Consider the following 23,167-nt stretch of genomic DNA (forward strand, 5'->3'; position numbering starts at 1 on the left):
AATGTTCAACACGCCCTAATGACATAGCAACAAAGATCTTTTAAGCAATTTTATAAAAACTCACGGCTGCTCAATATGAGTAGCCGTTTTGCATTTTGGCAATCGCCTTACATTTTTTGAACATCCTGTCACACCTTACTACTAGTGAAAATCCCAATAACCGTACAAACTTATGGACAGATTATCAATGTCGCTATAAGCAGCGCTTTTATAAGCCCTTACAATGACTTTACTGCTAATAATTACAACAAGGAATGACTGATGGAAAACACAAAGAATCCACTACCAGAAGAGATGGATCATATCGATGGCAATCGCCGCGACAATAATGACAGCACCAATAACCAAAACAATCAGTTGGTCGATTTAGACAATCCGATGCTGCACACTATCGACAATGATGATGTGATTGATAATAGTGCAGGGTTTGATAATTCAGAAGTCGGTAGTGCTGCTACGCAAGGATTAACACCTATGCATCGTCAAAACCTTGATGAATCACGTGTCGATGAGATTTTGGTTCAAGACAATCTTGATGATAATGATTATCCAGATACAATGGATATTGCTGATAGAGATGCCGCAGAACGCAGCAATGACGATGATTTTTAGAAATTAGCACCGCGGCTAATATAGCCCTTTAGAGCGAAAAAGCACGTTTAATATCGTTAAGCGTGCTTTTTTATGACTTATCATTTAACTAACAGTAATAGATATTTTCAGCCGATTAAACCCATCCATCAAGTGTGCCAGCCCAGCCTTTTACAAGAGGCAAGCTCAACGATTCGAGCAATTCAATGTGTGTCTCATCGAGGTTTAGCGCAGGAATATAGTGATACTCTTGCCCACCTGCCTCCAAAAAATTATCGCGGTTTTCAATGGCCAACTCCTCTAGCGTCTCAAGACAATCCGCTGAGAATGCAGGGCTAATCACTTGTACTGAGCGCACACCAGATTTGCCCCAATCTTCTAATACCACATCAGTATACGGCTTTACCCACTCTTGCTTACCAAAGCGTGACTGAAAACTAATAATCCATTCATCGTCTTTTAAACCAAGTGCATGTGCCACTTGTGCAGCGGTACATTTGCAACGCTTAGGATACGGGTCGCCTTTATCTGCATAAGGCTGCGGAATACCGTGAAAGCTAAACATTAACTTCTCAGGCTTGCCATGTTTCTCTTGGAAACGGCGGATAGAATTGGCTAGCGCCTGAATGTATAGCGGATGGGCAAAGTAGTCTTTGACAATGGTATAGTTTGGCAAGTTACGCTGCTTAAGTGTCCACTTCGTCAGCGCATCATATACCGCACCGCCTGAAGAGGCTGAGTATTGCGGGAACAAAGGCAGAATGACAAAGTGATCCACGCCTTCTGCGCGCAGTGCATCCATCACATCAGGCAATCCAGGATTACCATAGCTCATCGCAGGATGCACAGAGACGCGAAATGGCGCTACGCTATTGGCCAGACGCGGCTCTAATAGCTCCACTTGGCTTTTTAATATCTTACGAATCGGTGAATCCCCTTCCCAAATGCTCGCGTAAGCCTTTGCGACACGCTTAGGACGGCTTGGTAGGACAAACAGATTTAAGATGATGGCCCACAAAAACTTGGGAATCTCGATCACTCGCGGATCTGACAAAAACTGTTTGAGATAACGTCTTACGGCAGGTGCCGTCGGCTCATCTGGCGTACCAAGGTTGACTAACAGGACAGCAATACGTGGAGGCAATTCAGGTTTCATAGCAGCACTATTTATCAGCAGTAAGTTATTAGAAGTCGTGTCATCATAAAGGTACCAGATTGCTCATACACCTTTGTGCAAACACCGCATTAGTGTAGCATTTTATCCATGAATCACGCATGGCAAAAGCGCACTTGTACAATTTGCTACGCAGTCGCCAGCCTTCTATCATTTACCCTTTATTATTTAACGCGATAAAACGGCGTTTAAAAGACCTGCTCGGCGGTTGTACTCCTACGCGCATCACCCTACAATAGGCAAGCCCAGTTTATAAAAATGGTGTAAGTAAAGTAGCCCATTAAAATTTTGCCATTTTACTTTTATTTTATTGATGATTGTTGTCTTGCGAGGTAGCTTTGAACGCACGCTCTGATAATACCAGTGACCAGTCCCCTAATTCTCAAACTCACGTAAACAGCTCAGCCAATACTGCTGCTGGATCTGTGGGTGTGGTTACGCCACAAAAATTCCATTTTGCCGAGCCGTTGACCTTGGAATGTAACCGTACTCTGCCCTCGTTTGACTTGATGGTAGAGACTTACGGTACGCTCAATAGCGATAAATCAAATGCGATTTTGATTTGTCACGCATTATCGGGCAACCATCACGCGGCAGGGTTTCATAGCGTTGATGACAAAAAAGCGGGCTGGTGGGACAATATGATTGGTCCGAACAAAGCCATCGATACAAATCGCTTTTATGTGGTGTGCGTCAACAATATCGGTAGCTGTTTTGGCTCAACAGGGCCAACAACTATTAATCCCGATAGCATTAGTTCGGATGACAGTATCGATTCAAGCGATAGCACTGCAAATAACAGCAATGAGCCACAAGTCTATGGCCCTGACTTTCCGCTCATCACGATTAAAGACTGGGTAAAAACCCAAGCCATGCTCTCAGATCGTCTGGGCATTGACGTATGGCATGCTATCGTTGGCGGCTCGATGGGCGGTATGCAAGCGCTGCAATGGTCTGTCGATTATCCAGACAGGCTAAAACGCTGTGTGGTGATTGCGAGTACACCGAAGCTATCTGCGCAAAATATTGCTTTTAACGAAGTCGCACGCCAATCGATATTGTCCGATCCTGATTTTAAGGATGGACGCTACATACAAGCTGGTACCTACCCTCGTCGCGGCCTGATATTGGCACGGATGGTTGGTCATATCACTTATTTGACTGATGACGCGATGAAAGCCAAGTTTGGTCGTGATTTAAAATCGGGCAAGTTCATGTATGGCTACGATGTCGAGTTTCAGGTTGAGAGCTATCTGCGCTATCAAGGTGAGCGCTTTAGTGAAAACTTTGATGCCAATACCTATCTACTTATGACCAAGGCATTAGATTATTTCGACCCGACACGTGACTACTCATCAGCGGTAGCAAAAGACAATACAGAGTCGGCCGTCCCATTAGAAAATTCTATCGCGGCGTCAGTCGAGTCTAGCAAAGCCAATGCGCAGAACGAGTTAGAAGATGCGGTAGCGACGATTGAAGACATTGAGTCTGATCGACAGCAAGAGCTTTCTGCGCTCAAAGCGGCATTCGCCCATACGCAATGCCAGTACTTGATTGTGTCATTCACCACCGATTGGCGCTTTGCCCCAGAACGCTCGCAAGAAATTGTCGATGCGCTAATGGCTACTGGCAAACCTGTTAGCTATATTAATATTGATGCGCCGCATGGCCATGACTCTTTTTTATTTGATATTCCTCGCTACATGGGTGCTGTTAGAGGATTTTTGACAGCGCCATTTATTACCCCTAGCCGCCCAGCCACAGGAGAGCGCTCATGAGAATGGATCACCAACTGGCAGAGCGCTGGATCGCACCGCAAGCACATGTACTTGATTTGGGCTGCGGTAATGGCGAGCTGCTCGCGCACTTACAGCAGAAGTTAGGCGTCACTGGATACGGGCTTGAAATTGATGAAGACAAAATCAACGAAGCCATTGGCAACGGCTTATCGATTGTTGAGCAAGACCTAAACGATGGCTTGGCACGCTTTGCCGATAACAGCTTTGATACCGTGGTCATGGCACGCGCGCTACAAGCGGTAAAATCCCCTGATGTGCTGCTGCTTGATATGCTACGCGTCGCCCGAGAGGCGATCATCACATTCCCTAACTTTGCCCATTGGCAAAACCGTCTTCATTTGGGACTAAAGGGTCTGATGCCGGTGTCTGAGGCACTGCCTTATGAATGGTACAACACCCCCAATATTCATCTATGTACCTTTAAAGACTTTGAGCAACTGTGTGCGCAGCATGATATTCATATCGTTAATCGCTTTGCGGTAAGCGACTCTGATAAAGGTCATTCCCCACTGATGACGGCATTAATTAGACAGGCACCCAATCTACTCGCAGATGTCGCTATCTATCGAGTGACAAAGAAAAAAACGAAGTAATGTCAGATATTTAATTTTTGCTCAAAAGGATAAAATAACTGTTATTGCTGAACCTTTTATCTTAGCAAATTGTTAACTAATGATTGTCTTATAGTAACTCTATGATTTTACTGAGGACAATCAGGTACAAGCAGCTATTAAATCTTGTAATTAGTATTTGAGTTTCGTAAGTTTGGGTGTTAAGCTAGCAAAATGTTGTCAGTTATCCCACTATTATGACCGTTTGTCTAATTAGTTGGGTTAAATCGATGATACAAAATTAAAAACTCTATTGCTAATGATTAGGTAACTCATATCGCAAGATGTCACCTAATTGTTATCGCCGTCTAACTGTCTTTAGCGAGACGATATTTAGCGGTACAATTTTCTTGCGTATTAACTGCCTAATTTTGGAGCTGCTATGAAATTATTAAAAGCCGCATTGTTTACTGCCTTATTTTCTTGTGCTGGTTTGGCCAATGCTGAGTTAATATCAAACGTACCGCTTGATACTTCACGCTTTGAGCTGATGCCTGTGAGCGAGCTGTCTAGTCGTGCTGCCCAAGGTAACGATCATGCTCAGTTTTATCTAGCCAAGCGCTTGCAAAAAGGCGAAGGTATCGCTCAAAACACCCAGCAAGCTATCCAGTGGTACACCAAAGCCGCTCAGCAAGGCGTTGCTCCTGCTCAGTTAAACCTTGCTATTATGTATTTACGCGGTGAAGGTGTACAACCTAACTTGCAGCAAGCGCGTCTTTGGCTAGAGAAAGCCGCGATGCGTGGCGACAACCGTGCCAGCTATACACTTGCATTGTTAGATGAAAAACAAAAAAATCTGGTAGATGCCTATAAATGGTATGACTTGGCTGCCCGTGATGGCATGCTCGACGAAAAAGTCCGTAACAAAGCGCGCGGCAAGATTGGACAGTTGGCATTGAACTTATCAAGCTCAGACATCGCCAATGCACGTAACCAAGCGGATCGCTGGTTCCAGAGTAAGTAAACTCTAAACGAACCTCAAAAAAGATTAAGTTGATAATAAGAAATCCAGCCTTTGAGCTGGATTTTTTGTTTTTATCTTATAATCAAAACATTTATTATTTCAGCTCCTATCAAGCTGAGCGACCTAAACTATTCAAAACCCTGCCAAAATTTGCTACACTACGCGCGCATTCATCAATCCCACAATTTTGTTAATGCTTTAAACTAAAAAGATACTTCAAACCCAACGCACTAGGTTTGCGACCTAGCCAGCAGGAGAAACACATGAGCACCACTCAAGATAGTAATATCAAAGAAACCGTGATAACTGACAATCAATCAGCCCCCACCTACGACAGCGTCACTAACAATATCGTTGTTGCCGCACTTTATAAATTCACACGCTTTACTGACTTTGAGCAGTATCGCGAGCCAATTTTGAATACCATGCTAGATAACGATGTCAAAGGCACTTTATTGCTGGCAAGCGAAGGCATTAACGGTACGATTTCTGGTACGCGTCAGGGTATCGATACCATCCTTGACTATCTGCGCAATATCGAAGCCATTGGTACGTTTACCTTTAAAGAGTCTTATACCGATGCGCAGCCGTTTTATCGCACTAAGGTAAAGCTAAAAAAAGAAATCGTCACCATGGGCGTAGAAAACATCGACCCACTACAATCGGTCGGTCGCTATGTAAAGCCTAGCGAATGGAATGCACTGATCTCAGACCCTGAAGTGACTCTCATCGATACACGTAACGATTATGAAGTGCAAATCGGTACGTTCCAAAATGCCGTCAATCCAAACACTGAGACCTTCCGCGAGTTTCCAGAATACGTATCAAAAGAGCTCGATCCAGCCAAGCATAAAAAAGTCGCTATGTTTTGTACAGGTGGTATCCGCTGCGAGAAGTCAACTGCGTATCTACGCGAACAAGGGTTTGAAGAGGTCTACCATTTAGAAGGTGGTATCCTAAAGTACTTAGAAGAAATCCCAGCCAGTGATTCTATGTGGCAAGGTGATTGCTTTGTCTTTGACAACCGTGTATCGGTCAATCACAACTTAGAAAAAGGTAATTATGAGCAGTGTTTTGCCTGCCGTATGCCCATCACTAGCGATGACATGCAGAGCCCAGCCTATATTAAAGGCGAGTCATGCCCGCATTGTATCGACAAAGCCACAGATGAGCAAAAAGCTAGATTCCGCGAGCGCGAGCATCAAATGCAACTGGCCAAAAAACGCGGTGAAGCCCATATCGGTAGTGACGTGATGGATGTGATAGAGAAGCGCAAAGCTGCCAAAGCGGAAGCGCGTCTGCAAGCAGAAGCGGCAAACAACGCTAAAGCCAATTAAACCTAGCATTAGTACAATAAAACAGAAGTAAAAAAAGAGAGGCTCTAATCAATAGAGCCTCTCTTTTTTATATCAGCTATTCATACCAATTAAAACAAGATACGTACGCGGATAGTCTCTTCTACATCTTTTAGTTGATCGAGTGCAGCAGTCGAATCGTTGTAGTCAACGTCCATGACTAGATAACCGACATCGCCTTCTGTCATCAGGCTCTGTGCTAGAATGTTAATCCCTGCTTCTGCAAACAGACGGTTGATCTGAGACAGTACGCCTGGGACGTTTTTGTGAATGTGTAGCAGACGATGCGAGTTTTCTTTGAACGGAATAGAAACTTCTGGGAAATTCACCGCCGTCGCCGTATCACCTTGGTCAGAGTATCTAACAAACTTATCAGCGACTTCAAGGCCGATATTAGCTTGCGCTTCTTGCGTTGACCCACCGATATGCGGCGTCAAAATCACATTATCAAACTTACGTAGTGGTGACTCAAACTCTTCGTCAGCTGATTTTGGCTCTTTTGGGAACACATCGATAGCCGCGCCCAAGATTTTACCAGACTCAAGCGCATCCGCCAGATCATCAATCTCGACACACGTACCGCGAGCCGCATTAATAAAGTAGCTGCCTTCTTTCATCTGAGCGAACTGCTCAGCTTTCATCATATAGCGCGTGCTTGGCACATCAGGCACATGCAACGTCACGATATCAGCCATTGATAGTAACTCTTCTAAGCTACCAACTTGTACCGCATTACCTAGTGGCAATTTGGTCACAGCATCATGATAGATGACTTTCATACCAAAGCTTTCTGCGAGCACAGACAACTGCGATCCAATAGAACCATAACCGACGATACCGATAGTCTTGCCGCGCACTTCATGTGAGTTAGTCGCAGACTTACCCCAGCCGCCGCGATGTACAGTTGCGTTCTTTTCAGGGATACCGCGATACAGCATAATCGCTTCAGCCAATACCAGCTCAGCTACCGAACGGGTGTTCGAGAATGGCGCGTTAAAGACAGGAATACCTAAGTCACGAGCGGCATCTAGATCGACTTGGTTGGTACCAATACAAAAGCACCCAATGCCGATAAGTTTGTTTGCATGCTCAAGTACATCGCGCGTCAATTGAGTACGCGAACGAATACCGATAAAGTGAGCATCTTTGATCTTTTCGATCAGCTCTTCTTTGTCTAACGCGTGACTGATATTCTCGATGTTGTGATAACCAGCATCCTCCAATACTTTTAGGGCATTGTCATGTAGACCTTCAAGCAATAAAAACCGGATTTTGTCTTTTTGTAGTGATAGCGCCATATGAGAACTGTCCTATATTTGTTTTATAAGATTATCTGTCGGATAATCTGTGATGGATGAAACGAAAACAGTCCAGATATCTTACACAAAATTTGACGCCGATGTTAGCAGATTAGATGAATTATTGATTATCAAGCCTGAAAAATTTTTATGCTATAGTGAATCATTCGATTTGAAATCAAACAAACCACTTTTTATTATTTGTCTCATTTTTTATTTAGAAACTATCACCCACTTATTGCCATCACGAGCCGACTCCTCACTGAATTTATAGTCATTTCGCTATATAATAAACAGTCCCAACATCGTGCTTACGCTAATATTGAGATTTGACCATGACGCTAACTACCGAACAGTTCACCTCCCAAACCCATACCAACGCTGTGCAAACGATCCTAAGCACGCTGACTGACACTCATCAATTTGACCTCAGCCAAATCAAAACCGACGCTGAGAGCTTAGAGCACTGGGGCAAAGACTGGACCAAACACTTCGCCGCCGCCGCCGCCGCCATCGTCTTCCCAAAGACCACCGAACAAGTCCAAGCCATTGTCCTACTGGCTAATGAACACAACGTCGTCCTCACCCCTAGTGGTGGTCGTACCGGACTCTCAGCAGGCGCGGTTGCTGCCAATGGCGAGATCGTTGTCAGCATGGATAAAATGAACCAGATTGGACAGTTCTATCCAGCGGACCGCATGGTCGGGATTGAAGCAGGCGTTGTCACCGAACAGCTACAACAGTTCGCCGAATCAAAAGATCTCTACTATCCTGTCGACTTTGCCTCAGCAGGCTCTAGTCAAATGGGTGGTAACATCGGTACCAATGCTGGCGGCATCAAAGTCATCCGCTACGGCATGACCCGTCAATGGATCATGGGACTAACGGTCGTTACGGGTAAAGGGGATATCTTGCACCTCAACCGCGGTATGGTCAAAAACGCCACGGGTTACGACTTGCGTCAACTGTTTATCGGTGCTGAGGGAACCTTAGGTCTTGTCACTCACGCGCAAATCAAACTTGAGCGTCAGCCACAAGACCTCAATGTCATGGTTCTGGGTATGGACAACTTTAGTGACGTCATGAATGTGCTCTCTGCCTTTCAAGCCCAGATTGATTTGACTGCCTTTGAATTCTTTGATGATGTAGCGGTTGATAAGCTCATGGCACATGGTCAAGTACAAGAGCCGTTTGAATCACGTACCAAGTTTTATACCTTATTAGAGTTTGAAGCGCCTTATGAGCCCATCATGGAAAAAGCCATGGCCATCTTTGAGCAGTGCATGGAAGAGGGCTGGGTGGTTGATGGGGTGATGAGCCAAAGCCTTAGTCAGGCGGCTGAGCTGTGGAAGCTGCGCGAGTACATCTCAGAGACGATCTCGGTGTTTACCCCTTATAAGAACGATGTGTCGGTACTCATCAGCTATGTACCGGAGTTTATCGCTGAGATTGATGCGATTGTCAGTAGCAATTATCCTGACTTTGAGGTGTGCTGGTTTGGTCATATCGGCGATGGCAACTTGCATCTCAATATTCTAAAGCCTGAGAACATGAGTAAGGATGATTTTTTTAGTGAGTGTCAAATTGTCAATAAATACGTGTTTGAGACGGTACAAAAATATGGTGGGTCGGTCTCGGCTGAGCATGGGGTGGGTATGACGAAGAAGCCGTATCTGCAATACAGCCGCAGTGAGACGGAGATTAATTATTTGCGAGAGGTCAAGAAAGTTTTTGACCCTAATAATATTATGAATCGTGGTAAGATTTTTGATATGTGATTGGTAGGCTAATGATTTATCTCAAAAAAAAAGACGCTAACCCATAGGCTAGCGTCTTTTTTTATTCATCAGATCATCGTTTGTAAAGGTACATGGTTTACCAGTATAGCAACATCAACCCCACTACCAGCAAGATACTAAGAAACCCTTGGACAATCAAAAAGGCTTGATGCGGTGCCGCCATATGGCGGAACATATTGCCTAGCGCATTGTAAGTAATGCCCGCTGCCTTGATATGTGGCTGGGTATCGAAATTTTTGATAATTTGCAAAAATTGCTCAGTACGATCAGGTGACCAACCGTGCGGCGCAAACGGTAGAAATAGTGACAACTGCGCTGCTTGTTCTTTGGTGGCAGGCGACCATAGCCAGCGCTCCAAAAACAGCAGACGCATGCGCCAGTCTGAGAAGCTGCGATGATCAATCTCTTGTAGTAAAAGCACTTCGATATTTTTGTGACGACTATCAGCAAAGATACGTTCTTGTAGCGCAAAGACATGTCTTTTTTCGCCTTCGATGCACTGCAAAAACTGACCATTGCCATAACATAATGTACCAGTAATACCATGCTGCTCATTATAATCGCGAGCATGGGCCTCTATATCCTCAAATATAGAGGTGTTTAGGCGTGACGCAATGGTCAACGTACTGACATAGACCAATTGAACCAGTGCTGACTCTTGTATTGCATCCCATTGCTTGATTCTATTACTACGAGTTAAGGGCATAATAAAATAATCCTAAAAGCCGATAACGCCGGCCAAATGAAACAAGCAAGACGATACTATGCCTGAAGTAGATAAAGCTGCAGACTCACAAAAACGTAGCAAATAATTACTACGTGAGACTATTATTACTTATATAGCTTGCTATCATAGCAAGCAAAATGAATGATACTGATAGATATTACTTAGATTTTATATTTAGATAATAAATAGCAAAACAGTCGCCGTTGTAAAGGCATTGGACAACCCTGTATTTCGTTATTAACAATCCAATAAAAAACCAAGTGATACGGCAGGCAATGATTACTAAGGTTTATTCCTCTATATCAGTCATAATAAACCTCAAATACACTGAGTAACATGGCATAAAATATTGCTATAACCCATTGTAAATAGGGTAATAATTATTGTAAAGGCTATATCTGACTACTGGAATATTCTTATTGGTTTTTTTTCATAAAAATTGACAAAATCGAGTGCTTAGGATCATTGCATTACGCATACTCAAATTTAGTAGAGATTTAATATAGGAATATCATGAGTAAAATCGAAAAAACAGATGACTTTCATCTCACGATCGCTGAGATCAAGAAAAAAGACTACCCCCAGTTAAAAGCCTTGATGGATCGTGTCTACGTCAACCTAGGCGGCGCGTGGTCAAAAAACACCATTCATACGCTCATAGACGCCTTTCCTGAAGGGCAGATTGCGCTGTTTGACCATGATCAATTAATTGGTATTGTACTGTCCATGCGTGTTGATTATGCCAAATTTTCTAACCCGCATACCTATGATGATTTGATCGGGCAAAAAGAAATCATTAGAGACAATCCTGAAGGCGATGCCATCTATGGTCTAGACGCATTGATCGACCCTGAATATCGTGGCTATCGTCTCGGTCGCCGTCTCTATGACGCACGCAAAGAGCTGTGTCGTCAGCTCAACTTCCGCGCGATTTTGGCGGGTGGCCGCATTCCTAACTACCATAACCATCAAGACTTAAGCCCAGGCGAATATATTGACGCTGTTGAGAGCCGCGAAATTCACGACCCTGCATTGTCTTTTCAGTTGTCAAACGGGTTTATCGTCAAGCGTATCTTGACCGCTTACCTACCAGATGACAAACAATCTAAAGGGTTTGCCACCTTGCTTGAGTGGTCAAATATCTATTATGAGCCAAAAGACTATAAGCCCAATACGCGTAAATCTGAGGTGCGTATCGGTGGTATTCAGTGGCAGATGCGTGAGGTCGAGTCGCCAGAAGAACTGCTCCAGCAAGTGGAGTTCTTTGTCGATGTGATGGCCGATTATAACTCTGACTTTGCTTGTCTACCTGAGTTTTTTAACGCGCCGCTGATGGGCTTGTGCGAGTCTACTGACCAAAACATCGCCATTCGCTTTTTGGCCGATTATACCGAGTGGTTTAAAAATGAAATTTCGCATTTGGCCGTCAGTTACAACGTCAATGTCATTACAGGCTCTATGCCTTTATTAGACGAAGACGATACCTTGTACAATGTCAGCTATCTGTGCCGCCGTGATGGTACGGTTGAAGAGCAACGCAAAATTCATATCACCCCGCATGAGCGTAGCGCGTGGGTCATTGAAGGTGGCGATAAAGTACAGGTCTTTGACACCGATGCGGGGCGTATTGGTATTTTGGTCTGTTATGACGTTGAGTTTCCTGAACTTGCACGCCTGTTAGCACTTGATGATATGGATATTTTGTTCGTGCCTTTCTGGACAGATACCAAAAACGGCTATTTGCGTGTACGCCATTGTGCTCAAGCCCGCGCGATTGAAAACGAATGCTATGTGATGATTTGTGGTTCGGTGGGCAACTTACCGCAGGTTGAGAGCTTGGATATTCAGTACGCGCAGTCGTCTATTTTTTCACCGTCAGATTTTGCATTCCCGCATGATGCCATCATGGCAGAGACCACGCCCAATACCGAGATGATTTTCTTCTCTGATGTCAACTTAGATAAGCTGACTCACGTTCGTCACGAAGGCTCAGTGCACAACCTGATTGACCGCCGTGATGACTTATTCAGTTTAAAATGGAAACGTAAATCCAAAGTTCCTGCAAGCAAATTAAGTGACGAAGAACGCCGCGAAAACTCAGGCAGTGTGCTTACTGGTGATCCATTGCAGAATCGTGCGCAAAAGCCATAATAACGTATCTGCTATAACTCCCTACTGACTTTTTAATCCAATAAACGGCTGCATCATCAGCCGTTTATTTTTATCTATCAACACATAAAAGTATAAAAGCAGCCCCTATGACGACTGATATTGGCATCGACAAAACCCTCGAAAAACCGAAAAAAACACCCAAACAGCGCATCCTGTCTGTGCTTAAGACAGCACTGCTCTATGGGGTGATATTTTTGGCGATTTATAGTGTGGTCAACTGGTGGCGACAGCCTGTCATGCCAGCCGATCCGCAATTGCAATTAATGGACTATCAAGGGCAACCGGTGGATTTGGCCGAGCTGAGTCGCCAGCAGCCAACACTGATATATTTTTGGGGGACATGGTGCTCGGTCTGTAGCGTCACATCGCCAACGATAAATAGGCTAGCAGCGACAAACGATCATGCTGTCATCACTATCGCTGTGCAGTCAGGCTCAAATCAAGCGCTACGCAGCTACCTCGATCAGCATCAGTTTGGCTTTACCACCATAAACGACCAAGAAGGTGATATCTTTGCGGATTGGCAAGGACAAGTCACACCATCCTATGTGGTATTAGAGAATGGCAAGATGACACAAGGGCTAACAGGTATTCAGCCACTATGGTCGTTAAAACTGCGCTTATGGTTAGCATCGGTTTTTTAGCGGCTGAACCTGACTTTATTTTTTAATAAATTATCTTGCGAAGAGGTCATCGTTATACTCTCATCAACGACATGCAACGTAGATAAACAGTTGATATTGGTCAAAATGAGGATGAAATTGCTCAGCTCTTTTTACCCTACTCTTTTTGTCATATAATAGCTGCCGATCTAAATATTTTTTTGAATTATTTTTACTAGCATATTTTATGTTGCAATCGTCTCGTTACCATTTATTATTGACGTAACTATTTGCAGACTAATGAGCAACAATGGGTATTTATTGACATGGCGGTTGATAAACCGACTATGATGAGCAATATACCTACTATTATTAGTAATTAAGTATTATCGACACAGCATTAACCTCAGCACTATATTGAAATACGTTGAACATCGAGCCTTGTAGCCGGTTTTAACCGACACACAAACCTACCTTTTAAAAAGATACCTTCTATGACTGATAAAAGCACTGACACACCAAGCCAAGATTACAAAGACACGCTGAACCTTGCGGATACGCCATTTGCGATGCGCGCAAACCTTGCCAAGCGCGAGCCAGATTGGTTAGCTGCTTGGGAAGCAGATGACGTGTACGGTAAAATTCGTCAGGCGCGTGCTGGTGCGACTAAGTATATTTTGCACGATGGCCCTCCATACGCCAACGGTCAGATTCACTTGGGTCACGCGGTCAACAAAGTACTAAAAGACATTATTGTCAAATCAAAAACCTTATCAGGATTTGATGCGCCTTATGTCCCTGGTTGGGATTGTCATGGTCTGCCAATCGAACAAAAAGTCGAAGCCAAAGTCGGCAAAGTCGGTCAAAAAGTGTCTGCTACCGAATTCCGTGGTTTATGCCGCGAATACGCCAGTACCCAAATTGAGTTGCAAAAGGCCGATTTTAAACGTTTGGGCGTGTTTGGCGATTGGGACAACCCTTATCTGACCATGAACTTTGCGCAGGAAGCCAACATCGTGCGCGCGCTGGCAAAAATTCATGAAAATGGTCACGTAACGCGCGGCATGAAGCCAGTGAACTGGTGCTTGGATTGTGGCTCTGCTCTAGCAGAAGCCGAAGTGGAATACCAAGACAAAGTCTCTGACGCCATCTATGTGAGCTTTGATGTATTGGGTACGGACAAGCTCGATGCCATGGCAGCCATCGACGATACCATCGCTGCGGTCATCTGGACCACCACCCCATGGACACTACCTGCCAACCAAGCCATCTCAGTCCATCCTGAGCATGACTACAGTGTGGTCGCGACTTCAAAGGGTAACTTGTTACTGGCCACTGACCTTGTTAACGCTGCAATGACCGCGCTCAGCCTTGAGAATAAAGGCGTCCTCGCGACCGTATCAGGCAGTGAGCTTGAAGGATTGAGCGCTCAGCATCCATTGATTGAAGACCGCCAAGTGCCGATTATCCTAGGCGATCATGTGACTACCGATAGTGGTACTGGTTTGGTACATACTGCACCCGGTCATGGTCTCGACGATTATATCGTTGGTCTAAAATACAACTTACCAGTGGAAAACCCAGTGAGCGGTACGGGCGTTTATCTAGACAGCGCAGCGATCTTCGCAGGCGAGCACATCTATAAAGCCAATCCAAAAATCATCGCTGCCCTACATGACAATGGCCATCTAATCAGCCATACCAAAATTGAACACAGCTATCCACATTGCTGGCGTCATAAGTCACCGATTATCTTCCGCGCCACGCCGCAGTGGTTTATCAATATGGAAACCCAAGGTCTACGTGCTCGCGCCCTTGCTGATATTCCATCGGTCAACTGGACACCTGCATGGGGGCAGAACCGAATCGAAGCGATGATGAATGGTCGCCCTGACTGGTGTATCTCACGTCAGCGTACGTGGGGCGTGCCGATTACGTTCTTTACGCACAAAGAAACAGGCGAGCTACATCCAAATACGCTTGAGCTGATGGAAACTGCGGCGCAAAAAATCGCTGAGGGCGGTGTTGAAGCGTGGTTTGACGCCAGCTGCGAGGACTTCTTAGGTAGCGAAGCGGCTGATTATGACAAAGCAACGGACACATTGGACGTGTGGTTTGACTCAGGCACGACGCATTTCGCCGTACTTGAGCAACGCGATGAGCTGACCAATCCTGCTGACATGTATTTAGAAGGTTCTGATCAACATCGCGGCTGGTTCCAAACGTCATTACTGACGTCAGAGGCCATGTATGAGCGCCCACCGTTTAAGCAAGTACTGACCCATGGTTTTGTGGTCGATGAAAACGGTCGTAAGATGAGTAAGTCATTGGGTAATATCATCACGCCGCAAGAAGAGATCAACAAAACGGGCGCGGACATGTTGCGTCTGTGGATTGCGTCTAGCGATTATCGTTATGAGATGAGCGCAGGTAAGACGGTGTTTAAAGGCGCGATCGATATGTATCGCCGTATTCGTAACACCTTGCGCTTCTTACTGGCCAATACTGATGACTTAAATCCTGCAACCGACAGTGTACCGATGGACGAGCTGGTCAGTCTTGATAAATTCATCATTGAGCGCGCGCAAACCGTACAAGCGCAAATCATCAGTGCCTATGATGCGATGGACTTTCACCAAGTCACCCAGCACGTGACCGCGTTTTGCTCGCAAGACTTGGGCAGTTTTTATTTAGACATCATCAAAGACCGTCAGTACACCACCCAAAAAGACGGTCAGCCGCGCCGCTCTGCCCAGACGGCAATCTACCATATTGCTCATGCGCTGATTCGCTGGATCACACCGATCTTATCATTCACGGCGCAAGAGGCATGGGAAGTACTGAACCAACGTGAGGCTGATAAAGGCGGCTACGTGTTTACCCAAGAGTGGTACGAGTTCCCAGCGTTTGAGCTAAGTGCTATCAGCAATGATGACTGGCAGCGTATTATGTTCGCCAAAGACATGGTAAACAAGCATATCGAAACCGCACGTGGTGAAAAAATCATCAATGCCAACTTATCTGCCGATGTGAGCCTATACGCTGACGGTGCCATGTATGAAAGTCTAGCCAAGCTTGATGAAGAGCTTCGTTTTGTACTCATCACTAGCAACGCAGAACTAAAGCCAATGAGCGAAGCACCTACTGAGTCCAAGCAGACAGACGATACGACCGCAGAGAGTACAGATGAAGTTATCGACTTAGTGGTACAAGTTAGCGCTGCCACTGGTACTAAATGCGTACGCTGCTGGCACATCCGTGATGATATCGGCACAGATAGCGCACACCCTGAACTATGCGCGCGCTGCGTGACCAACGTCAGTGGTGACGGCGAGGTACGTCATTATGCCTAACCCAACGGATTCATCTGAAAGCCCGCATGACTCGCAGGTTGAGGTTGATCATTCGCCCAAGCCTGCTCATGCGACCACAGGTAGCTCAACCACGCCTAGAGGCCGCCTGAGCAAGTCAACAAAGAAGACACCAAAACTGGTGGCCAATGGTACTCGTGCTTTTATGTGGTATGCACTGGCGCTGATTATCATTGTCATAGATCAGTGGACCAAGTGGCTGGCAGAAACCAAGCTGACCTTTCATGATCCAGTGCCCGTGATTGAGCCATTTCTCAACTGGACACTTGCTTATAATTACGGGGCGGCATTTAGTTTTTTGGCAGATGCTGGCGGCTGGCAGAAGTGGTTTTTTTCAGGGCTGGCATTACTCATGTCGCTGTTTCTAATCATCTATTTACTCAAAGCGCCTCGTAAAGCTACGCTACTCTCGCTTGGACTTGCCATGGTATTGGGCGGTGCGCTTGGTAATTTGATCGATCGCTTACTACATGGTCATGTGATTGACTTTATCCATGTGCACTATGCTGATGTCTGGCATTATCCCATTTTTAATATCGCAGATATTGGGATTTCTCTCGGTGTTGTACTGATTGTCATCGATATGCTGTTTTTGGAAAAGAAGCGTGAAATGCCACGGTCATAACCGTCTATAGTTAGAGATATTAATTTAATTGATAAATTAAAAAGGTGGGTTACGCAGTCGTAACCCACCTTTTTTTGTCTGTTTTTGACGATTGAATATATATGTTAATTTGACCTATCTGCACAATCTCTATTCATTCACCCACAACCCCTGCTCACCGACAAAGTAAGTATGTGTGTCTTCGACCTCGATGTTATATACCGTCATAGTAAGAGGACCTTCGCCTTCTGCCCAATCTATAGTATTAGGATCTTTCCATTCACCTTGACGAAAACCAAAGAACTCAGCATGTTCACGTTCATCTTTAGGTGTTTTTTCTAATAGGCGTTGCTCCCATTCTGAGTCAGCTTGCCACAATTTATTTATCCATGTTGGTGCTGGATCTGTATAAAGTTCATACCTTCCTGTTAATAAATTAACGTATGATCCTTTGAGTTCGCCTGTTTCATCACCAAAGCTTACCTGATAAGCATATCCTTTTTTATTTGCATGATACATAGGTATTATGCCTTCATATCTATAGTCATACCCACCTCCACTATCAGTTGTAAAATAAGTATTATCCTTAGTCACTAAGATATCTTGAGCGTTCAATTTATCTGCTCTCACCCAACCTCTGTTTTGTGTCCAAAAGGGATGATCTGCTGTCATTAATAGAGGTTCAGGCAATATCTGTTGTTTCTTTAACTTACGTCTTAGATTAACTCTATCTGCCAAATTCAATTGTGGATTTACATAAGTATTAAAATACATCATGAAAATTGATGCATCATTAGTTGTCGTCCGAGTTATCCTCTTGTAAACCAGATCACCCAAACCATCAGCTGCCTTAGACAACACTTTATCTCCAATTTCTAGTTGCTCTATTGGTACTAGTCCTGTTTCTGTATGTACTAAAGTGCCAGCAGTGAAACCTGAAAAATCTTTATCCATATTATTCATTCGCTAAAATTATGTCTTGTCAGGATTATTGCCATTCACCCACAACCCCTGCTCACCGACAAAGTAAGTATGAGTATCTGCTACCTCAATGTTATATACCGTCATAGTAAGAGGACCTTCGCCCTCTACCCAATCTATAGTATCAGGATCTTTCCATTCACCTTGACGAAAACCAAAGAACTCTGCACCTTCTCGATCAGCTTCTGGCGTTTGTTCTAATAGACGTTGTTTCCACTCCTCATCATGCTCATATAACTTGTCTGTCACTGCTTGATAAGTGACACTATTCTGAAGCTCCTCGCCTGTTGTTAAATCAATTAGACTGCCATATTGAGCAGGAATGTCTTCATCGAATTTTGGTACGAAACCAATATTCGATCTATCCGTTCTATAAATTTGTCTTAATGATGTAGTGTCATAGGAATTATTGCCAGACTCAGCCGAATATTTAATCAAGTCTTTGTTAATTAAAATATCTTGAGATTTTACCTCTTTAGCATTTATCCATTGCTTGTCATATACCCATAATGGATGATTCTCTGTTATCAATAATCGAGTTGAAGGTTGATCATCGACTAACCTCTGAAGTTCAATTTGTTCTTTCATGGGTAATGAAGAATCAATTGCAATCGATAATTCTAATAGCTTCACCAATACACTTTCAGTAACCATAGTATTCGTTACTGCTTTATATATCAGTTCACCTAAACCATTAGCTGCTTTTGAAAGTACTTTATCGCCAATTTTTAGTTGTTCTATTGGTACTAGTCCTGTTTCTGTATGTACTAAGGTGCCGGCAGTGAAACCTGAAAAATCTTTATTCATATTATTCATTCGCCAAAATTATGTCTTGTCAGGATTATCACCATTCACCCACAACCCCTGCTCACCGACAAAGTAAGTATCAGTATCTGCTACCTCAATGTTATATACCGTAGTGGTAACTGGCCCTTCCCCCTCTGCCCAGTCGATACCTGCATCATCTTGCCAAAAGCCTGTACGGAAGTTATAAAACTCGGCATTGTCTCTTAACTCTACTGGGGTTTGCTCTAATAGTCGTTGTTTCCACCCCGAATCTTCCACGAAAAGCTTTTCAAATACTGGGGCATAACTTCCAAAATATAAAGTACGCCCTGTTTCTAAGTCAACAAATCGTCCGTTGTTTGATTGATCATAAAAATTAGGAATAAAACCAACCGCATTTTTATCAGTTTTGAATACAACTTCAATTCCCCCTTCTTCACTACCTCCTTCAAAGAATGCAGATTCGTTATTTTTTAAAACAGTAATGTTACCTCTACTCAACTCTGCAGCAGTTTTCCATCCTATATCTCTCTCCCAAAACGGATGGTTTGCGGTACATAACAAATCCACATAAAGGTTATGATCAGTTAGTTGTTCGAATGGTAAGTCGTCTACAGACTCAGGTGTAAAGGTAGCAAAAAACACAGGCATATCTTTTGTGACTATAGTATGAAGTACTGGCTTATAGACTAGCTCACCTTCCGCGTTGTGTTGATCTCTAGATAAAACCATATCCCCGACTTTAATATCTTTGATCGGTACTAATCCTCTATTGGTATGCACCAATGTGCCACCAACGAAGCCTGACGTATTCATAATCACATTATCCATATGTATGTCTTAGTTCTCATTTATAGCAACTCTGATAATACATCAGTCACAGTCTCTAACCCACCACCTGCCAATAAAAACAACAAACCTGCCATGTTCACAACAACGGTCAAATAATAAGTCACTCGAAACTCAGGCTTTTGTGATTTGTGCCGCAGATACGTCTGAGCCAATAACGCCCCTACCCAACCGCCAAGCGCGCTCAGCACGTGTAATGTAAACTCAGGTGTACGCCAGTCGCTACTTTGGGCAGCAGCTTTGTCTTTGGCATACATTATATAAGTGACTAACCCTAGTGCAGCATACCAGCCGACCACCAGCCAGCTTAATTTATCGGTTGCTGCTAATAAAATTAAGACACCATAAAAAGCCAGTCCAAGAAACGAGCGTTTCTTTTGTCCTGCTTCAAACTCTGCCTGATGGCTACTTTTTTGGTTGCGCTGACGGATTTGCTGATTTTTTTGTGCCATTTTTTGTTGTACAAAGTACAGCTCTTGTACTTCTGTTGCCCGCAAGCGCCCTTGATTGTCTCGTCCCATGGTGAATACCACTTGTTCGCCAACCTCAGGACGACGGCGTGCTTTAAATTCACTCACATGAAAAAAGACAGAGTCACCGTTTTGAGTTTCAATAAAGCCAAACCCTTTATCGTCCTGCCATTTTTTGACAGTGCCTTGTTGTTTATTCACCACCGACACCTCATATCTTTTAGAATTGCCAGTTATAGTACACCATATGCGTTACATTATTGACGCTTACATCTAATCGCAGATGGCTTATCATTTCTTACACTATAATACGGCATTCAGATTCTTTATTCTTTTATTCCAGCAACCGATGGTTTTTTATTATGACTCAATCTCAATTTATTAATCCAAATGAAGACACGCGCATCACCTTTGGTAGCCTTGTTAGCCTACACTTTGAAGTATCACTAGAAAACGGCACGGTCATTGACTCAACGTTTAGTCGTGATGCGCCCGTATCTTTGACTATCGGCGATGAAAGCTTGTTGCCAGGGTTTGAGCAGGTACTTATGAATCTACGCGCAGGCGACACGCGCACAGCTCACCTTGAGCCAGAGCAAGCATTTGGTGAGTGGAATCCTGAAAACATCCAACATTTTAGCCGTACTCAATTTGCGCTCGTCGCTGACAATCCAGAAGTCGGTATGATGGTTGAATTCGAAGACAAAGGCAAAAACACCTTGCCCGGTACGATCAGTGCCATTGATGATGACCAAGTCGAAGTCGACTTCAATCATCCGCTGGCTGGGCAAGACGTATTATTTAAAGTAAAAATCTTTAAGGTCACACCACCTGGCGTCACTGGTATACAACTTATGTAGTTGTCCAAACGCACAATCCACAATAAAAAAACGAGAAAGGACAATCGAATGCAATATACAACGTTACCGCAATTCGATGAAAAAGTATCTAAGATCTGTCTAGGTACGATGACTTGGGGACAGCAAAACACCGAGGCTGAGGCACACGCCCAGATGGATATGGCACTCTCTGAGGGCGTCAACTTTTGGGATACAGCAGAGATGTATCCATCACCACCAGATAAAGACAGACAAGGTGATACCGAACGATTCATGGGTACTTGGTTTGATAAAACCAAACAGCGTGACAAAGTCATCCTTGCCAGCAAAATATCACCGATGGATTTTTTGCGTGATGGTCAAACACGCTTCAATGCTGAGCATATCAGTAGCGCGATCGATAGCAACCTTGAGCGCTTGCAAAGCGATTATATCGATATTTATCAGCTGCATTGGCCTGAGCGTAACACAAACTTTTTTGGTCAGCGCGGCTATACAGAGGACATGGCAGCACAGGCAGTAGATGACTTAACACCCTTTCTAGAGACCATTCAGGCCTTAAATGATGAGATCAAAAAAGGTCGCATTCGTGCTTATGGTTTATCAAACGATACGGCGTGGGGACTCATGCGCTATCTATGGGAAGCGGACAAAAATGGCTTGATCGCGCCTATCACGGTGCAAAACCCATATAGCCTATTAAACCGTTTATACGAAGTTGGTATGGCTGAGATTGCCCATCGCGAAAACGTGGGGCTACTTGCTTACTCGCCACTTGGTTTTGGCGTATTGTCTGGTAAATATCTCGATGGCAAGCGTCCAGATGGCGCACGCTTGACGATGTATGATCGCTTTGCCCGTTATACCAATGAGCAAGCGGTATCAGCGACCGAGCAATATGCAAAGATCGCCGCTGATGCTGGACTGGACATGGCGCAAATGTCATTGGCTTTTGTCAATTCACGTCACTTTGTCACCAGCAATATCATTGGCGCGACGACAACCGAACAGCTCAAGTCAAACATTGATAGTGTCAATGTGGAGCTAACAGCAGATGTATTGGAAGCGATTGAAGCGGTACACACACAACATCCCAATCCATCCCCTTAATTCGATCTAGATCAGCGGTCTATAAATTGCTACACCTGCATTTATTATAGACACAAAAAAGGCGCAAATCGCAGTCATATAACTCGCGATTTGCGCCTTTTTATTAACTAAACTGGCTTAGCTATAAATAATCAATCTTCAACGGGTACACGAAGTACTCGTGAATGCAGTTCTGCCAACCCTTCTTGCATACGTGCTTGCAACAAATTAGTCAGCTCACTTTTGGTACAGCCTTTTGGATCTAGCGGCGCCAGTGGCAATACATACGCAGTGACATCTTTGCTATCGAGCACTTTTTTCATGCTGTCCTTCATTGTCATCTTGCCATAGTATGGCAGCGCGTCGCTAAGCGTGCCATCTTTATCGACATAAGCGATAACAATGGGTCTGATAGGCACGTCAGCATCTATCGCTGACTGGAGCAATGTCCCATGAATACGCTTGATTTTTTTGCCACTAGTGGTGGTCGCCTCAGGGAAGAAAATCACCGAAAAACCTTTGGCTAAGAAATCAGCTATTTGTGAGGATACGGAGCCTGCATCACCGGAGCCGCGCTCGATGAAAAGTGTGCCTGCCGCATGCGCGAGCTTGCCAAACACAGGCCACTCACCAATCTCAGCTTTGGATAAAAAAAACGCTGGACTCACGGTACCAACGACAGGAATATCCATCCATGACACATGGTTTGACACCCACAAGCCGTGATGTTGCTCTACAGGCTCCACCTCAACGACCTTGACCCCAAATGAGCCTGCCATCTTGCGACAAAACGTTTGAATATAGCGTGGTAGTTTTTCGCGCGGTGGCTGCTTGAATGCCCCAATGCGTTGAGCGGCACGCATACCACCAGCGATGGTGGTGGTCATGCCAGCAATTTGCTTACCGCGCCCCAACTGTCGTCTGAGTGAAAAGCTTGATTTAGCTCGGCTCATCTTCGCCCTCATGATTAAATAACGGGTGTTTAATAGTCAAAAAAACGAGCCCAGTATAACAAAGTTCATACGCTCAGTGATAGGGTATCCATTCAGTGGCTGCTCACTTTTATACAAACGGGCAATAAAGCAG

The 23,167-nt window shown here is 44.4% G+C and carries 20 protein-coding genes; 12 read left to right on the forward strand and 8 right to left on the reverse strand.

Features of this window, described 5'->3' with window-relative positions; translation table 11 throughout:
• The first annotated feature begins 261 nt into the window (after positions 1-261).
• Positions 262-612 carry a hypothetical protein gene (locus B3V51_RS06945; RefSeq protein WP_212563879.1) on the forward strand — a complete coding sequence of 117 codons (351 nt, stop codon included), beginning with the start codon at positions 262-264 and terminating at the stop codon, positions 610-612.
• 115 nt (positions 613-727) lie between these two features.
• Here the strand turns inward: B3V51_RS06945 and hemH are convergent, their stop codons facing one another.
• The gene (hemH, locus tag B3V51_RS06950) at positions 728-1,747 is read right to left on the reverse strand and encodes a ferrochelatase (RefSeq protein ID WP_212563880.1); all 1,020 of its coding nucleotides are present in this window, start codon (positions 1,745-1,747) and stop codon (positions 728-730) included.
• A gap of 443 nt (positions 1,748-2,190) precedes the next feature.
• Here hemH and metX point away from each other — a divergent pair, with 443 nt between their 5' ends.
• The 4 genes from metX to B3V51_RS06970 all read left to right on the forward strand — a co-directional run bounded on the left by metX (position 2,191) and on the right by B3V51_RS06970 (position 6,476).
• Positions 2,191-3,543, forward strand: a complete 1,353-nt coding sequence (gene metX, locus B3V51_RS06955) for a homoserine O-acetyltransferase MetX (protein ID WP_286708166.1) — start codon at positions 2,191-2,193, stop codon at positions 3,541-3,543.
• The gene (metW, locus tag B3V51_RS06960) at positions 3,540-4,157 is read left to right on the forward strand and encodes a methionine biosynthesis protein MetW (RefSeq protein ID WP_286708158.1); all 618 of its coding nucleotides are present in this window, start codon (positions 3,540-3,542) and stop codon (positions 4,155-4,157) included. Before metX ends, metW begins: the two co-directional genes overlap by 4 nt.
• Positions 4,158-4,557: 400 nt before the next feature.
• On the forward strand, positions 4,558-5,139 hold the full coding sequence (locus B3V51_RS06965; protein WP_058025769.1) for a tetratricopeptide repeat protein: 582 nt from the start codon (positions 4,558-4,560) through the stop codon (positions 5,137-5,139).
• 263 nt (positions 5,140-5,402) lie between these two features.
• The gene (locus B3V51_RS06970) at positions 5,403-6,476 is read left to right on the forward strand and encodes a rhodanese-related sulfurtransferase (RefSeq protein WP_093067872.1); all 1,074 of its coding nucleotides are present in this window, start codon (positions 5,403-5,405) and stop codon (positions 6,474-6,476) included.
• An 89-nt stretch (positions 6,477-6,565) separates the two neighbouring features.
• On the opposite strand, the gene serA is transcribed toward B3V51_RS06970, so the two are convergent.
• Positions 6,566-7,792 (reverse strand): phosphoglycerate dehydrogenase, encoded by a 1,227-nt coding sequence (serA, locus tag B3V51_RS06975; protein WP_093067868.1) that lies wholly within the window; start codon positions 7,790-7,792, stop codon positions 6,566-6,568.
• Positions 7,793-8,127: 335 nt separating this feature from the next.
• Between serA and B3V51_RS06980 the strand changes: the two genes are divergently transcribed.
• A complete protein-coding gene (locus B3V51_RS06980) occupies positions 8,128-9,570 on the forward strand; it encodes an FAD-binding oxidoreductase (protein WP_277077168.1) in 1,443 nt (480 codons plus the stop codon).
• 97 nt (positions 9,571-9,667) lie between these two features.
• Here B3V51_RS06980 and B3V51_RS06985 read toward each other — a convergent pair whose 3' ends face one another.
• A complete protein-coding gene (locus tag B3V51_RS06985) occupies positions 9,668-10,297 on the reverse strand; it encodes a BLUF domain-containing protein (protein WP_277077312.1) in 630 nt (209 codons plus the stop codon).
• A 534-nt stretch (positions 10,298-10,831) separates the two neighbouring features.
• Between B3V51_RS06985 and B3V51_RS06990 the strand changes: the two genes are divergently transcribed.
• The 4 genes from B3V51_RS06990 to lspA all read left to right on the forward strand — a co-directional run bounded on the left by B3V51_RS06990 (position 10,832) and on the right by lspA (position 17,088).
• A complete protein-coding gene (locus B3V51_RS06990) occupies positions 10,832-12,469 on the forward strand; it encodes a carbon-nitrogen hydrolase family protein (protein ID WP_286708159.1) in 1,638 nt (545 codons plus the stop codon).
• A 107-nt stretch (positions 12,470-12,576) separates the two neighbouring features.
• Complete coding sequence (locus B3V51_RS06995) at positions 12,577-13,134, forward strand: protein disulfide oxidoreductase (RefSeq protein WP_223334890.1); 558 nt, start codon at positions 12,577-12,579, stop codon at positions 13,132-13,134.
• A 452-nt stretch (positions 13,135-13,586) separates the two neighbouring features.
• Positions 13,587-16,445, forward strand: coding sequence for an isoleucine--tRNA ligase (ileS, locus tag B3V51_RS07000; protein ID WP_286708160.1), 2,859 nt, complete (start codon positions 13,587-13,589; stop codon positions 16,443-16,445).
• Positions 16,438-17,088: a signal peptidase II gene (gene lspA, locus B3V51_RS07005; protein WP_286708161.1), complete on the forward strand. Its 651-nt coding sequence runs from the start codon at positions 16,438-16,440 to the stop codon at positions 17,086-17,088. Before ileS ends, lspA begins: the two co-directional genes overlap by 8 nt.
• A gap of 129 nt (positions 17,089-17,217) precedes the next feature.
• Here the strand turns inward: lspA and B3V51_RS07010 are convergent, their stop codons facing one another.
• Genes B3V51_RS07010 through B3V51_RS07025 form a run of 4 tightly spaced genes read right to left on the reverse strand, consistent with a single transcriptional unit; the run spans position 17,218 to position 20,354 of the window.
• Complete coding sequence (locus tag B3V51_RS07010; RefSeq protein ID WP_286708162.1) at positions 17,218-18,021, reverse strand: hypothetical protein; 804 nt, start codon at positions 18,019-18,021, stop codon at positions 17,218-17,220.
• Positions 18,022-18,039: 18 nt separating this feature from the next.
• Positions 18,040-18,855, reverse strand: coding sequence for a Hint domain-containing protein (locus B3V51_RS07015; RefSeq protein ID WP_093067831.1), 816 nt, complete (start codon positions 18,853-18,855; stop codon positions 18,040-18,042).
• A gap of 18 nt (positions 18,856-18,873) precedes the next feature.
• A complete protein-coding gene (locus B3V51_RS07020) occupies positions 18,874-19,665 on the reverse strand; it encodes a hypothetical protein (RefSeq protein ID WP_093067827.1) in 792 nt (263 codons plus the stop codon).
• A 20-nt stretch (positions 19,666-19,685) separates the two neighbouring features.
• Entirely contained in the window at positions 19,686-20,354 is a 669-nt protein-coding gene (locus tag B3V51_RS07025; protein WP_286708163.1) for a DUF1294 domain-containing protein, read from the reverse strand.
• Positions 20,355-20,515: 161 nt separating this feature from the next.
• On the opposite strand from B3V51_RS07025, the gene B3V51_RS07030 reads away from it, so the two are divergent.
• Positions 20,516-21,013 carry an FKBP-type peptidyl-prolyl cis-trans isomerase gene (locus B3V51_RS07030; protein WP_186475099.1) on the forward strand — a complete coding sequence of 166 codons (498 nt, stop codon included), beginning with the start codon at positions 20,516-20,518 and terminating at the stop codon, positions 21,011-21,013.
• Positions 21,014-21,061: 48 nt separating this feature from the next.
• Complete coding sequence (locus B3V51_RS07035; protein WP_093067818.1) at positions 21,062-22,102, forward strand: aldo/keto reductase; 1,041 nt, start codon at positions 21,062-21,064, stop codon at positions 22,100-22,102.
• A gap of 131 nt (positions 22,103-22,233) precedes the next feature.
• Here the strand turns inward: B3V51_RS07035 and B3V51_RS07040 are convergent, their stop codons facing one another.
• Entirely contained in the window at positions 22,234-23,034 is an 801-nt protein-coding gene (locus B3V51_RS07040; RefSeq protein ID WP_093067814.1) for a lysophospholipid acyltransferase family protein, read from the reverse strand.
• Between the last annotated feature and the right edge of the window lie 133 nt (positions 23,035-23,167).

The organism is Psychrobacter sp. UBA2514 (genome assembly GCF_002341255.1).
Lineage (GTDB): Bacteria > Pseudomonadota > Gammaproteobacteria > Pseudomonadales > Moraxellaceae > Psychrobacter > Psychrobacter pacificensis.